The following is a 14,646-nucleotide window of genomic DNA, read 5'->3' on the forward strand; positions in this document are numbered from 1 at the left end:
AATTTAATTCCGGTTTGGCACTTCAGCTTAATTTTCACATTTTTTCATAAAAGGCAGGGATTTATTGCGCAGTATAAGTCTACTAAGTGATACATTGGTTAATCTATGTAGTGGTAAACAGCCTGTCATTCTGTAGTACACTTCTTGTCATTAGGTGGTAAATACTATGTCAGATGTGGTACATTTCAATGGCTGTAATCTGATTTCCAGTTCAAATGTTTATACAATCCAATTAAGCCTTTCACTAAATCTAATAACAAGCTTAGTTTTGTCGTTAAACTAAAGGTTACCAATAAAGTAATTGCCCCATTGATTTAATAAGAATTGTAAGCATTATATCATAATAGACTTAAATATTGATTCAACGATAATGAAACCTAACTCTGTCGTGCTTTCTATGACAAATTATTTTGTGACCTCATATTTTATGAATAAAAAAATCCCGATGTTTACATCATCATCAGGACTGAATTTATTTATTCTATAATTTTTTTTGCAGGAGATTCTATTTTCAATCTAAAATCATAGTTGGTTTCATTTTCAAACATTGGATCCAAGTAACTTGATTGTGTATCACTAGTTGAATTAAGTTTGAAATCATGAAAAGAAGTAAATTCTTCTTCCTTCCATACCCAAAGACCTGTTTTTCCTTTTTCTTTATGAAAAACATTTCTTCTTAGAACATTTTCATGATTCGTTGAAAAGTAGTTTGCAATAAAAATGCGAGATGACCCAGCGGTTAGGATATTTCTTTCTATCACATTGTTTTTTATATCATGCTGTAATAGTAGCTGCCCTCCTGCTAGCCCTTTCGTATCATTTCGATAGATAATGTTTTTTGTAATGGAAGAGTTTATCGTTCCTCCCCGATTTTCATCATATCCACCAATCGATATTCCTGAATAGTGGTTGTTATACACAATGTTGTCTTTTATTTGAATCTTATCAGCATATTGTTTTGCATGCTCAGAGGTTGCCTCAATTCCGATATCACAATTATAAATAGTATTCTTATTGATCGTTATACTTTTTCCACCATCGACGTAAATTCCACCGGCACTATATTCTTCTCCATATGCTGGATTACCGTACGAGGATATTTCATACACTTCATTATTTTTAACGATGCCATTCCGAACATAGTCAGCTTTTGGATCATTTGATATACCTTCATGACCAATTAGATCGATCCCAATATTATCATTTCTGCGAACTACGTTATTTTCAACATTAAAACCATCGATATTCCCATTAAGAACAAGTGATTCACTCCACCCGAGTTTTAAATCCTCTATTGTATTATTTATAATATGAATATCTTTCATCCGGCCAGTTCCGTATATAGCAATCCCATGGGCATTCCCATCTTCTGCATGCGTTTCTATTTTTCGTACAACATTATTTTCTAGGGTAATATGGCTGCTTGAGCCTGTTACATACATCCCTATTACAGTTCCATTCGTTAGCTTAGTAGTTAAATCCTGAATAATGAGCCCACTAATCGTGATGTGATTTTTATTGTCTATGTTAACAAGGGACGTATCCTCTTCTAGATTCTTTACGTCCTCACCAGTAAGAACAACCTTGCCTTGATTGTAAGCCTTAAACGTGATTGGTTTTAGTTTTGTTCCACTATACCTAACAATTAGCCTTTCATTATAGATACCTTCTTTTATGTAGACAGTCGTCCCCGCTCTTGCTTCTGAAGCAGCTTTCTTTAGTGTGCGAAAAGGTTTTGATTTAGTCCCATTATTTTGATCATTTCCATTTGTCGCAACGTATATAGCCTTATCCTGTGTTGAATCTTTTGCATGAAAAGCATAAACAAGTAAAATAGCTGCTGCCAAGAGGTAAAGAATCACCTTTTTCATTTCCTCATTCCTTTATAGTAATAGTAGTTCGTAACTTTCATTTCATACTAAAGCATAAAAAAGCGGTTTAGACAATATGTCTAAACCGCTTTTTTATTTCTCTCTTCACCACAAAGAGAATGACATGGTAAAAACACTGCCTTTTCCAAGCAAACCTTTCTACTTCAATCGGTCCTTAGCAAAGGTCAAAGGTCAACATCTTTTTGAGGAGGGGAGTCTATTAGATTAGATGGATTCTCATTCCGCTATTTACTTTAAAACAATCATTTCGGCATGACTTAGGATTCTCTCATTTTCCCTGAATTAATCTAAGTGTTGCTGCACAGTATCGGCCAAAGACGACAAAACGATCACCCTAAATAAGTGACCGTCTCATATGACTGTTTAATTACCAGTATGGTTGTACTGTGCAGCAATTGGATCTATTGTTTATCATTTTTCTTGTTCAACATAAGCCTCAAACGTTTAAAGATAACAAATCCCTAATTGATTAAGTATAATTACAATAAAATTTCTCATTTTTGGCGTATTTGGCAAATGGATTGTCGTCCCCTGCTAATTACAGAAAAACAATATATAAAGTATAATGAAATAACTATCCCGTTAACAGAGCTAGTTGTAATGTGCTGATAGATAGAGAGGTGTAAAGGATTGACTGAAAATACTTGTGTTAGAATACCAGATGGACTATGGACTGGGCTAAAAAAACTTGGAATTAATGCTCATGATTTGGTTCAGAAAGCAAAAATGCAGCTTACTGTGATTACTGAACCAATTGTCACAGTTGAACAATATTATGCATTATGGCAAGCGTATTCCGATACCATCGATGACATGGAAGCTGGAATGCTGCAACTTCCGACAGTATTTGAAACAACGCATTATCCCCCACCTGTACTGGTAGCTTACCATGCCCGTAATTATCGAGACGCTCTTGAAAGAATGGCTCGCTACAAAGAAATGTGTCCTCCTGAAAAATTACGAATGATAGAAGAAGGCACAAATTGTGCAATAGAACTGGAATTCTTTGATACTGAACAAGCCGTCCCACCCCTACTTGTTGGAACTACTCTTGCTTTTTTACTGGAACTAGGACGACGAGGCACCGGCTATTCTATAAAAGCGAGATCAGTAGAATTTACACAGTCTTTTAACCAAGTACAGGCGCTTGAAGAATACTTTGGCTGCCCTATCCACATTGGAGCAGAACGCAATAGGCTAACATTGGAAAAAAGTGACCTTAATCGCCCTTTTACTTCCTACAACTCCGAATTACTAGGGATCTTAACACCAGTATTGGAGAAAACATTGGAGGAGCAGCGACATAGTCACTCCACAACGGAGATAGTTAAGTGGATTATGAAACGCAATTTAACGGGAAAACGACTCGACATACATGAAACAGCAAGTGAGCTGCGAATGAGCGAACGTACCTTACAGCGCCGGCTTACCGAAGAAAACACCAGCTTTAAGGAACTGCTAAAGGAAGCTCGCCATGAACAAGCAAGGCAGTATTTGGCTAATCCCTCTTTAGATATTAAAGAAGTGGCATTTCTAGTTGGATATAAAGATCAAAGCTCGTTTTATCGAGCCTTCCGCAGTTGGGAAGGTGAGACCCCTTTAAATTGGCGTGCTGAACATGCACTTATAAAGGAACTACATTGATAACTAACTTAAAGGAGACACGTATCTTGGAATTATTACATAAAACCGCTTTAGTAACAGGCTCTACAAAAGGCATAGGTAAAGCAATAGCAAAAGAATTGGCTAAAGAGGGAGTTAATATTCTCATAAATGGACGTAATTATGAGGAGGTAGAACGAACTATCCAGGAAATCAAATCAGAATTCCCGCTAACCTCACCTCAAAATGCTATAGCCGATATTGTGGATGTTCAACAAAGAGAGGAATTATTTAAAAGGTTCCCCAATGTAGACATTCTAGTTAACAATATGGGAATTTACGAAATCATGCAATACGAGGATGTTACGGATGAAATATGGCAAAAATACTTTGAAACTAACGTACTGGCCGCAAATGGATTATGTAAGCATTATCTGCCAAAAATGCTGGACAATAATGATGGTCGCATCATCTTTATTGCAAGTGAAGAGGCGGTAATGCCCTCTGGACAAATGCCTCAGTATAGTATGACAAAGTCAATGTTGCTATCATTGGCAAAAAGCTTGTCTATACTAACAAAAGGAACAGAAGTTACCGTCAATACGATTTTACCTGGACCAACGCTTTCTGAAAATGTACAGGATATAATAGAGGGTATTTACATAGATGAAAACATAACCTTCTCAGAAAAAGAAAAACAATTCATGATCAATAATTTGCCCCAATCCGAAATACAGCGATTTATCAGACCGATTGAAATAGGAAAACTAGCTGCATTCTTATGCAGTCCCTATGCATCTGCTTTTAGAGCCTCCCCAATCCGTATGGATGGAGGAATGGTCCCTACCATTTTTTAATCAAAAGGGCAGTCAGTAGGGGAGCTTATTTAATTAGTTATAATTCTCGTGCAGCACTTACCCTTGAAGTAAACCTTCCGAATTTTTCTGGGCCTCTCAAAGTTTCGGCAAGGTTCGGAGCGTTTACTTTTATAAAACCTTCACCTCAAGAAGGCCTTGTATGGATTCATTCAATGTCTTTAAAACGGTTTCGTGGTGTACCTTCTAACGCAATCCCTCCTGATGTGAGAGATGCTCATTTAATTTGTTATAATCATAAATCATTAAACTCTTACAAAATTAAAATATGCTTGTTAATTGCTAAAATCACCATAATTCCCTCTCCGTAATCTTAAAGTGTCCATTTTTATATTTACTGGGTATAACATTTTCCTTCTGTTGCCAACCTGCCGCATTTGAGTATTCTACATATATAGTAAAAGCGGCGGTTTGTTGGTTAAGAAGCATTCCAACAATCATTAAGTAAATATATAATCCCTGACTTTTTATTTTGGTTACTAGTAAATGGACTAACAACTTAGTAAAATTTAAACACTTAAAAAAGCCCAATAGAGTGCTCTATTGGGCTTTTTGCATTTCAAACATAGATAAAATATCGGAAAGGATCATTCTGGTTTAGATGGCGACGAAGGCCTGTTTTCATTCTCTCCATTTTGATTTTGATTTGAATTTATGCTCTCTTCTTGAGGTCCCGTTTCATCCTTTGAAGTAGATTTATCCTTCTTTTTCACATCATTTGCATCCGACTTTGGTTGATTCTCTAAACCTGTTTCACTTCTTGGTTGGGTTTTATCATTCGAATTTGTTTGATTGTTCTCTGTCCTCGCTTTTGATTTCGTGTTATCATTCGAATTTGTTTGACTGTTCTCCGTCTTCGCCTTTGATTTGGTGTTATCATTGGAATTAGTTTTGTCGTTCTCCGTTTCCACCTTTTGATTCGCTTCATTATTTCTGCTATTCTCATTCACATCCCTAGTTGAAGGGGGCTTCGAAGACCTTTTATTTTGGGATACTCCTTTTTCCGGTGTTGAACTTTTATTGCTCGGTTTTCTGTCTTTTTGTTGTCTGCCTTCATTATCAGGCGGTTCTTGCCTCTCATCAAATGCAGGTTTTTGTTCAGATTGGTCTTCTTTTGGTTGTAATGTAGATTTGGACTGATTCTGACGTGATTCTGGATTCGATTTTGCGTTCTGTCCAGAATCCCCTTTTCCTTGGTCCGCCTCAACCGGAACCTTGTTTTCGTCTGCATTCTCCATGTCTTCTAATTGTTTAATGGATTTCTCTTTTACTTCCTCAATGTCCTGTACAAGCCCTTGACCGCGTAGGGTTTGATAATGTCTATATTTATTCATTGATATGCCTGCACGTTCGGATTGGTCGTAAAACTCCTCGGTTCCATTGAAAACCTGCACATTTGCCACAATGTTTTTACGTTGAAGTTGCGTTTCAATCACTTCTTTTAGATTACGATCTAATGGAGGATTTGTATCTTTCGTTATTTTCACAATAGTGGTCTCAATACTTCCTTTTTCATCTGTCGTTAAGTATCCTTTGGAAACTGATTGGGATAAGATAAGATCTACCACTCGATAAAAATTCACACCCTCCGATTCGATGGAGTCGACGATTTCTTTTCCATCGGTATTCAAAGGTAAAAGTTTTATAACATTTAAATCCTCGTCTAAATGAACCTCAAGACTCGGGTTGATATCAATAGCAGCAATATAATTCGTTTTGGAATGATTTTGAACCCCCTTATACGCTAAAAGGGCAATAAACAAAACAGCTACCATTGCTACAGTAGATGCAATCCTTAAAGATAGATTTCGCGCCTTCGCTGTATACGTCTTCCTTTCACCCAGCATTGGTATGTCATCTTCGGTTAGTGGTATATTTCGAAACGTTCCATCATCACAGAGAAGAACATATTCGTTCTCTGTCACTTTGGTCACGACGCCCTCAATTGTATATTTTTTCATTTTTTCACACTCCCAGGACCGACTTGAACAAACGTTGAAAGCCGTCTCCATTCCGGATGTAGTTGAATCATAATAATTGTAATCAAATATTTTCGGTGTCGCTCGATTGATTTGGATCGGAACCCTGTCCTTTTGGTAAATGATGTTACAGGAAATACCCTTTTATTAACTAATTCGTCTACTAAATCGACATGTTGCATAAATTCAGCAGCCATTCCCATGACTTTAATACGCGTTTTGCGTTGTTTCGGGCTATGGCTCTCTAGCTGCTCAAATGAAATGTTAAACTTGCTTAATTTTTGATCGAGTTCTAAAATTTCTTCTACAAGAGCTGAAGTATTAGTTGATTGCTGGTACGATTCTAATGAAGCTTTCAATTCGGCATTATCATGCTCTAATTGATAATTATCTGAAGCAGGGTGTAAATGGCGCTTTTCTTTTCGGAAGTAATCAATGATATCCCGTTGAATTAAAAGGTACACATAGTTTAAAAAGGCACGCCCTTTATCGAACTCGAACGTATCTATAGCACGATTAAAGGCAATTAGTCCAATACTAGTCTCATCACTGCTCCAAGTTACATACTTTTTACATACATGGCTGACAGCATTCAGAATATAGGGCTCATAATGACGAATTAATCGTTCTCTTTCTAATTCATTTCCGTTTTTAATTTCTAACAGGATCTCTTTAAGTTGTAAATTCCCCATAATGTCCCTCCATATAGAACCTATTGAAATTAAAAAGTTCTCTGCTCAATATATCGGAGGAAAAGGCTATTTAATAAAGGATAGTAACCATTACAAAATATGGTTACTATCCTTTTTAGTTTCTGCCTCAGTTGTTATGGTCTGCCTGATGCTCTTCCCTGTTGCTCTGAAGCTTTCTCTTGCGCTTTTTCTTGTTTCTCTTGTGCCTTTTCTTGTTGCGCTTGAGCTTTCTCTTGTGCTTTTTCTTGTTGCGCTTGAGCTTTCTCTTGTGCTTTTTCTTGTTGCGCTTGAGCTTTCTCTTGTGCTTTTTCTTGTTTCTCTTGAGCTTTCTCTTGTGCTTTTTCTTGTTTCTCTTGTGCTTTCTCTTGTGCTTTTTCTTGTTTCTCTTGAGCCTTCTCTTGTTCTTTCTCTTGTGTCTCTTCTTGAGCTTCCTCTTGTGCTACTTCTTGGGCTTCTTCAGCTTTCTTTCGGGCTGCTAGGTAATTTTGCTCGGCCTTTTGTTGATTCTCTAAGGCCTTCGCAATGCCTGCCTTTGCTTCTTCCGGAAGATCTTCACGCTCTAAAAGGGCTCTTAGGTTTTCTGAACGCTTTTGACTGTTTTCAACTAATGTTTCTTCTACTGTAGATATGTCTTCTCCATTTTCTTTTGCTGCCTCCATATCCTCTTCAGCCTGTTTCACATGTTCTTCGTAATCTTCCAGTAACTCTTCTGCGTTTGCTTCATCACCTTTATCAAGGGACACTTCCGCTTCATTTAAACGATCATCGGCATATTCATCTTGAAGAAGTGCCTTTTCACTATTTTCTTCAGTTAGCTCATATTCTGCTTCCTCTATTACACGAGAAGTATCATAGAGTTCAGAATTTGGATCGACAGCTGTTTCATCTTCAGCTGCATAAACATTCCCTGCAAATAATAAAAGCAAGCCTAACGTACTAGATACGATTGTTTTCTTCATTGTTATTCCACCTTTTTTCTTAATAAAATTGTACATTCTTTTTAAATTCCTCTATCACCGCTTGATTTTTTTCATATTCTTCAAAAGGAGTCATAAAAATTAAAATTCCTGTTTGTTCATCTCCGCTATCCAAATAAATGTCTGTCCGAACACTTTCTTTTCGATTCGATTTTAAGGAAAGATATTTCTCATTTTCCTCAATTGCCTCGGTATTTCCAAACGATGATTTCAATTCATTTTTGATTTCATCTAATGATTTTTCATCTGATACAAGTGTCAAAATGGCCTTCACATTATCATTCTGAAACAAAATATTTTCTTCGCCATCGTTACTTGGGCTGTCGTGCTTTGACCACCCTGATGTTTCAGTAACCTTCACTGTTTCGCTTTCATATAGATAGTTCTTTTCTTCCTGTTCTTGTTCGGTGCTTTCTTGAGCGTTTCCACCATTTTGGCAAGCTCCCAATACCAGTAAAAACATTAAAAATAATAACATTAAGCCAATCCTGGATTTCATCCTATCACCCCCGTCCTTATCCTTTAGACACTAGTTAGAAGAGAGTTTTAAAGCATTGTTTTCGACGGTAGCTGGCTGGCGTAGAAAAATTCCCTTAGCCCCTTTAGCTTTGCGTCATCATTTTTCAATGATTTTGCCTTTCTCTCTATTCACTTATCTATACGTAACGCTTGTTTGAAATTTTGGGGGGATGAAGAAATTTTCTGGCGGATGTGTGCCACCCTTTTTGAAAAGGACAATCTTGGACATATATTCTTTTTTATTCGACTAATGATAAATTCTTAATCTTATGTTCAGGAATCTAGGAAACCAAACACTCCTAAAAAATACTTCTTTACTTGTTGCTTAGTATGCGTCGATAACAAAATATAATAGTCTCTCTACAACCTTCTTATAGAGCAATGCCAAAAAAAATAGTGGATAATATCAATCATATTATCCACTACCCAAGAGCTTTTTCATTATTTTATACTTACTTTCGCCTGGTAAAGTCAATGTTATAAATGCCAATAAACAACCACTCAAGTCAGAACCGGAACCGTATCCTGTATCTTCCGACCAGATCCTGCCAATCTAAAAAAGTTGTTGATCCTGCCTTCCTGCAGCAAGTTCTCCAACTCTTCTGCAGCAGCGGAAACAAGGTAGGTGTTGCTATTAGCTTGCTTGCCACTCCAACGCTGCTTAACAGCGGCAGTATGCGGTATGGGTGAAGCTGTGATCAGCCAATCCTGCAATCGATTGAAATCTTCCTTAGAGAATGCCGTTTCACTAATTGTTTGTCGGTTGTCTGACTCCTTATATAACTGGACGAAATCTTCTAAGATAGCACTGGCAGTAGGCAATGCACCGGCCCCTGGCCCATGGAGTTTTATGTTACCGGCAAGATCACCTTCGATGGAAACAGCATTATCTACTCCTGCTACATCATACAGTGGATGTCCTTCTGACACCGCCATCGGCTCGACTCGAAGCTGTGCCTTTCCTTCATTGACCTGGAGACTGGCAATATGCTTGATTCTCCAACCGGCAGTTTCGACAGCCTGAATGTCAGCAAGCGTGATGTTGCGTATTCCGCGCCTTGTCACCTTCGTCCAGTCAGGCTGATTCCCAAGCAATAAATCGCTTAAAATCATCAGCTTATAAAAGGCATCCCATCCATCCACGTCATTCCGAGGGTCTGCTTCAGCATACCCTAGCTTTTGAGCAGCGTTTAATGCTTCTTGAAAGCTTACCTTGTTTTCTGCAATTTCGGTCAAGATATAATTGGATGTCCCATTTAAAACGGCTTCAACATTGGAAATGTTATTCACTTGCAACAGTTGCTGCAGTGTCCCTATTATCGGGACACCCCCCGCCACCGCTGCTTCATATTTCAGTTGAGCGTGTCCCTTATCAGCGGTTCGCCGTAATGTTTTCCCTTCGTGAGCAAGGAGTTCTTTATTGGCTGTCACCACATGAATTCCTCTTTCCAAAGCGCTCTGCAAATAACCGGCTCCAGGTTCAATGCCGTTTATCGCTTCGATGATTACGTCGATTTCACAGATGTTGATCAGTTCTTCGAAGGAAGAGGTTACCAAAATACCATCGGCGATATCACGTTGTTTTGTTTCGTCCTGGATCAACACCCCGACGATTTCCACTTTTCTTCCTATTAATCTTTCGAACTTGCTTTGTCGTGTTTGGATAGTCTGATAAACACTGCTGCCTACTGTTCCAAAGCCGAGCAAAGCCACTTTGATTGTCGTCATACTTTTCCTCCTGTTCCTTCAAGCTGTGTTATGAGGTTGCACTAACCTTGTCGAGCTCCCGCTGCTTTAGTTCCCTGCGCAAGATTTTTCCGCTTATTTTTGTTTTTGGCAGTTCTGCAACTACTTCTATTTCCCGTGGAGCAGCATGTGCTGCCAAATGCTCTTTAACAAAAACGCGCAAGGCCTCCAGCAGTTCTGGTGTTTCAACGTAACCGGAACGCAAGGTAATGAATGCTTTTACCAGTTCGCCGCGGAGCGGGTCCGGCTTGCCGATCACTCCCGCTTCTGCTACAGCAGGATGTTCAATCAACTTGCTTTCCACTTCGAACGGACCGATTCGCTCACCCGCTGAATTGATCATGTCATCGCTTCTGCCTTGGAAAAAGATATAGCCATCCTCATCCTGTACAGCCAAATCACCGGACACATACCAGCCCTCATATAAAAAATAGGAGGAAAATTTATCACGGTTGCCCCAGATTTCTTTCATCAGGCCCGGCCATGGGGTACGTATGGCAAGCTGGCCAATTGATCCTGCGGGAAGTTCCTCCCCGCTTTCGTCCAATATACCGACCGTAATTCCAGGGAATGGCCGTCCCATCGATCCAGGCTTAATCGGTTCAGACGGAAGATTGACAATCAAATGGCCGCCCGTTTCGGTCATCCACCACGTATCATGGATCCTCAGTGATAAGTTATCCCACGCCCAGTTGATGACTTCAGGATTCAACGGTTCCCCGACGCTTAAAATGTGCCGCAACGACTTCAGATTATATTGGTTATATAAATCTCCCTGCGCCATCAGCATACGGAAAGCAGTGGGGGCACTGTACCAAATAGTGACGCCGAATTCCTCGATGATTTTATACCAGGTTTCCGCCCGAAACCGGCCGGCCTGAATGACAACTGCCGCCCGGTTCAGCCATGGTGCGAACAAACCATACACACTGCCTGTAACCCAGCCGGGATGGGAGGTACACCAATATACGTCGTCCTCTTGGATATCCAATACCCAATGGCCGGATTGAAAGTGATGGACGACAGCCCTGTGCGCATGCAACACACCCTTTGGCTTTCCTGTCGATCCGCTTGTGTAATGAATCAACATACCGTCCTCCGGATCGACCCATTCGACCAGTTCTTCTTCCGTCACGACCCCCGGTTTGGCTGCTTCGATTTGATCGACCAGCAATACAGTCTTTAAACTGGGCATCTCTGATTGAGGTACACGGCGGACAAGTTCCTTGTCCGTAATCAAAAAAGTTCCACTGCAGTCATTGATCCTGTCTTTTACGGCCTCTTCCATAAATGCTTCGAACAACGGACCGGCAATAGCCCCAATCTTAATGATGGCCAGTATGGAAAAATAACAAGCAGGGGTTTTCGGAAGGAAAACAAACACGCGATCTCCTTTGCTGACCCCCTGTTCCTTCAATACCCGTGCATAATGATCTGTTTTTTCTTTTACCTCTGCGAACGTATAGCTCTCTTTGTATTCGTCCTGGACAAAATACAAAGCAGTCTTGTTTCCATATCCCTCTGCAACGTGACAATCGATCGTTTCATAGGCCGCATTCCATTTTCCGGTTTTGGAAAGATTTAGCTGAACTGCGGCTTGTTCCCATGAGAATTCCGCAGCCACACGACGATAGTCCGTTAAGTTGTGTACGCCTTTATCGGCCTCAATCATTTTCACATTATTCCCTGTCATGCTGAACCTCCTCTATGTATCCAGCTTGGTCAAGCTGTCTCTGTTGTTAAATCCAAGCTGGCAAGTATTTCCGCCTTATAAGCAGCCTGCTCGCTGCTTCCTCTTTCTCTCGGTCTCGGTTCGGAAATCGTGATTTCACGCTCCACCTTGCCCGGTTGGCCCCGCAGTACAATGATCCGGTCGCATAAATAAGCAGCTTCATCCACATCATGGGTTACCAGCACCATTGTCGACTGAAAACTTCTCCACACTTCAAGCAGCAAATCCTGCAGCTGCATTTTGGTAAACGCATCGAGAGCGCTGAATGGCTCATCCAGCAACAAAATTTCCGGCGACGTCGCCAGTGCTCGTGCAATTGCCACCCGCTGGGCCATCCCACCTGAAAGTTGTTTCGGATACAATTTTTCACTGCCGGCAAGTCCGACACTTTGCAAGTAACGGCCTGCCTTGTTTTGCTTTTCCTCTCTATTCCCCTCCAAGCCGAAAGTGACATTATCGAGTACATTCAACCAGGGCAGCAGACGAGGTTCCTGGAACATAAAACCAGTCGTTTTCTGTATGCCGTCCACTTTTTCATCATTGATTTCAATCACGCCGTCATATTCGGTGTCCAGTCCGGATATGGCACGCAGCAGTGTGCTTTTGCCGCAGCCGCTCGTTCCGAGAAGGCCGATAATTTCACCTGGTTCCGCACGGAAGGAAACATCCTGGACAGCTGCTTTTCCTGCAAACTTCCTTCCGACTCTCTCTAATTGCAGACTCATCGCTTTCCCTCCTTACGATTTTGCAGCCCGATCTTGCCAGTGCAAGGTCCGGATCTCCAGTATTTTCAATATCCAATCCGACAGTTTTCCGATCACTGCGAACAAGACAATACTCGCTATGATCGTTTCCGGCGCAAGAGTGTTCTGACCGACGACCAGTAAATACCCAAGTCCCTGGCTCGCGCCCATCAGCTCTGCTGCCACAACAAACATCCATCCCAACCCGAGGCCGCTGCGCAGTCCGACCAAAAAAGAAGGCAATGATGCCGGAAGAATGATCCTTCTTACCAGCTGAAATGTGTTCAACCCATACATTTTCCCTACCTCGATTAACTTTCGGTCGACGCCACCTATACCACTGACAATATTTAAATAGACCGGAAAAAAGACACCGACTGCAATCATGGCAATTTTCGATGGCTCGCCGATTCCCATCCATAAAATAAACAACGGAACCCAGGCAAGGGATGGGATTGAACGAAAGGCCTGGATAAGCGGATCAAACAATGCCTCCGCATGCTTATAAAATCCGACCAATGAACCGAGTACGACCGCTGCTGCTGTTCCAAGCAGAAATCCCATAAACACCCGGTAGCTGGTAATACCGACATGTCCCCAAAGCGTGCCGTCTTCCGCCATCCCGACAATCGTACCTAAAATAACGGACGGAGCAGGAAGCTGGTAGGCGGGAAAGACTTCCAAACGGCTTAACGCTTCCCATACAACCACCAACAAAAGGGGAAATATACTTCCCAATAAAAAGGGATGGGTGAACGGATTTTTTAGTTTAGCCGCTAATGGCTTTCTCTTGCCTCTTGCTGTAAAGACGCCGCTCACTTCGCTTTGATTTTTAGCCATAACTGATCCTCCTCTCCGATTTATTTATTCCGATATTGTCTCTTCCGCGAAAGATGGATCGATTAGTTCGTCTGTCAATTCTTCAATATTGGCTTCCGGATCAATCGTCTCGCTTCCCTGCAGTACTTTTCCTGCCTCAATCAAAGCGTCCCTTTGTGTTTCACCGGGAACAGGCTCAGAAAAATCGTTTCTTTCCAGTTGCTTGACCGCCACTTCCTCTTTGATCTCTGCTTCTTCAGCCAATAACTCGGCAGCTTCCCCCGGGTTCTCCTGGACCCATTTCCTCGCTTTTTCGTAGACCTTGATCACACGGTCAACGTAGTCAGGATGTTTTTCTGCAAACTCCTCACGGACATTCAGGAAACCGTACGTATTAAAGTCAGGATTCCGATAAAAAAGCGCTGCATCCGATTCGAGTTCCAAACGAGCCATATGCGGGTCAAGCCCAGCCCATGCATCCACCTGCCCGGATGTCAGGGCGGATGCTCCATCGCCGTGCTGCAGATTGACGATTTCCACATCCTCTGCCGGAACACCTTCAGCTTCCAAAGCGCGCAGCAGGAAAATATAGGGATCGGTTCCCAGCGTGGCGGCTACCTTTTTGCCCTTCAAGTCCTCGAGACTTGTAATCCCTGAGTCTTTCGCAGTAACCAAGGCAGTCCATTCCGGTTTTGAATAAATGTACACATTCTTGATCGGTGCTCCATTTGCTTTGGACATCAACGCCGCAGCGCCGGCAGTCGATCCAAAATCGACGCTGTCACTGTTCAAAAATTCCAGGGCTTTGTTGCTCCCTTGGCTTAATGCCCATTCAATATCGATGCCTTCTTCTTCAAACTCCTCTTCAGCCCAGCCGAACTTTTTCAACACCAGGCTGGTCGGTGAATAGTACGCATAGTCAAGCCGGATTTTATCTGGCGCTCCTTCTGAACTTGCGCTCGAGGAACAACCGGAAGTAACAATAATAATTACCGTCAAAGCTGTCAGAGCCAAAAAACTTCTTATATCTATCAATGGGATGCGATTCATCGATATCCTCCTTGTCTTCT

General features: G+C 41.2%; 12 protein-coding genes and 1 riboswitch. Of the genes, 2 read left to right on the forward strand and 10 right to left on the reverse strand.

The annotated features are described in order from the left end of the window. Nucleotides 1-476: 476 nt before the first annotated feature. On the reverse strand, nucleotides 477-1,871 hold the full coding sequence (locus tag BLR82_RS08165; protein WP_074598527.1) for a right-handed parallel beta-helix repeat-containing protein: 1,395 nt from the start codon (nucleotides 1,869-1,871) through the stop codon (nucleotides 477-479). A 651-nt stretch (nucleotides 1,872-2,522) separates the two neighbouring features. Here BLR82_RS08165 and BLR82_RS08170 point away from each other — a divergent pair. Further along, the gene (locus BLR82_RS08170; RefSeq protein WP_074598528.1) at nucleotides 2,523-3,536 is read left to right on the forward strand and encodes an AraC family transcriptional regulator; all 1,014 of its coding nucleotides are present in this window, start codon (nucleotides 2,523-2,525) and stop codon (nucleotides 3,534-3,536) included. A 26-nt stretch (nucleotides 3,537-3,562) separates the two neighbouring features. Continuing rightward, nucleotides 3,563-4,351 (forward strand): SDR family NAD(P)-dependent oxidoreductase, encoded by a 789-nt coding sequence (locus tag BLR82_RS08175; protein WP_083334769.1) that lies wholly within the window; start codon nucleotides 3,563-3,565, stop codon nucleotides 4,349-4,351. Between the two features lie 605 nt (nucleotides 4,352-4,956). On the opposite strand, the gene BLR82_RS08185 is transcribed toward BLR82_RS08175, so the two are convergent. The 9 genes from BLR82_RS08185 to BLR82_RS08225 all read right to left on the reverse strand — a co-directional run bounded on the left by BLR82_RS08185 (nucleotide 4,957) and on the right by BLR82_RS08225 (nucleotide 14,626). After that, nucleotides 4,957-6,330, reverse strand: a complete 1,374-nt coding sequence (locus BLR82_RS08185; RefSeq protein WP_074598530.1) for an anti-sigma-I factor RsgI family protein — start codon at nucleotides 6,328-6,330, stop codon at nucleotides 4,957-4,959. Next, nucleotides 6,327-7,040, reverse strand: coding sequence for an RNA polymerase sigma-I factor (gene sigI, locus BLR82_RS08190; protein WP_074598531.1), 714 nt, complete (start codon nucleotides 7,038-7,040; stop codon nucleotides 6,327-6,329). The genes BLR82_RS08185 and sigI overlap by 4 nt, the downstream gene beginning before the upstream one ends. A 134-nt stretch (nucleotides 7,041-7,174) precedes the next feature. Continuing rightward, on the reverse strand, nucleotides 7,175-7,999 hold the full coding sequence (locus BLR82_RS21020; protein WP_175486780.1) for a DUF5667 domain-containing protein: 825 nt from the start codon (nucleotides 7,997-7,999) through the stop codon (nucleotides 7,175-7,177). Between the two features lie 19 nt (nucleotides 8,000-8,018). After that, nucleotides 8,019-8,516, reverse strand: coding sequence for a hypothetical protein (locus tag BLR82_RS08200; protein WP_074598532.1), 498 nt, complete (start codon nucleotides 8,514-8,516; stop codon nucleotides 8,019-8,021). A gap of 63 nt (nucleotides 8,517-8,579) precedes the next feature. Continuing rightward, a riboswitch (cyclic di-GMP riboswitch) is annotated at nucleotides 8,580-8,664 on the reverse strand. Nucleotides 8,665-9,037: 373 nt separating this feature from the next. Further along, nucleotides 9,038-10,264, reverse strand: coding sequence for a homoserine dehydrogenase (locus BLR82_RS08205; RefSeq protein ID WP_074598533.1), 1,227 nt, complete (start codon nucleotides 10,262-10,264; stop codon nucleotides 9,038-9,040). A gap of 28 nt (nucleotides 10,265-10,292) precedes the next feature. Continuing rightward, a complete protein-coding gene (gene acsA / locus BLR82_RS08210) occupies nucleotides 10,293-11,975 on the reverse strand; it encodes an acetate--CoA ligase (protein WP_074598534.1) in 1,683 nt (560 codons plus the stop codon). Between the two features lie 29 nt (nucleotides 11,976-12,004). Beyond that, a complete protein-coding gene (locus BLR82_RS08215; RefSeq protein WP_074598535.1) occupies nucleotides 12,005-12,739 on the reverse strand; it encodes an ABC transporter ATP-binding protein in 735 nt (244 codons plus the stop codon). 12 nt (nucleotides 12,740-12,751) lie between these two features. Continuing rightward, nucleotides 12,752-13,597 carry an ABC transporter permease gene (locus BLR82_RS08220; RefSeq protein WP_074598536.1) on the reverse strand — a complete coding sequence of 282 codons (846 nt, stop codon included), beginning with the start codon at nucleotides 13,595-13,597 and terminating at the stop codon, nucleotides 12,752-12,754. Between the two features lie 24 nt (nucleotides 13,598-13,621). Beyond that, nucleotides 13,622-14,626 carry an aliphatic sulfonate ABC transporter substrate-binding protein gene (locus BLR82_RS08225; protein ID WP_083334771.1) on the reverse strand — a complete coding sequence of 335 codons (1,005 nt, stop codon included), beginning with the start codon at nucleotides 14,624-14,626 and terminating at the stop codon, nucleotides 13,622-13,624. Nucleotides 14,627-14,646: the final 20 nt, after the last annotated feature.

Source organism: Sediminibacillus halophilus, assembly GCF_900103695.1.
Lineage (GTDB): Bacteria > Bacillota > Bacilli > Bacillales > Amphibacillaceae > Sediminibacillus > Sediminibacillus halophilus.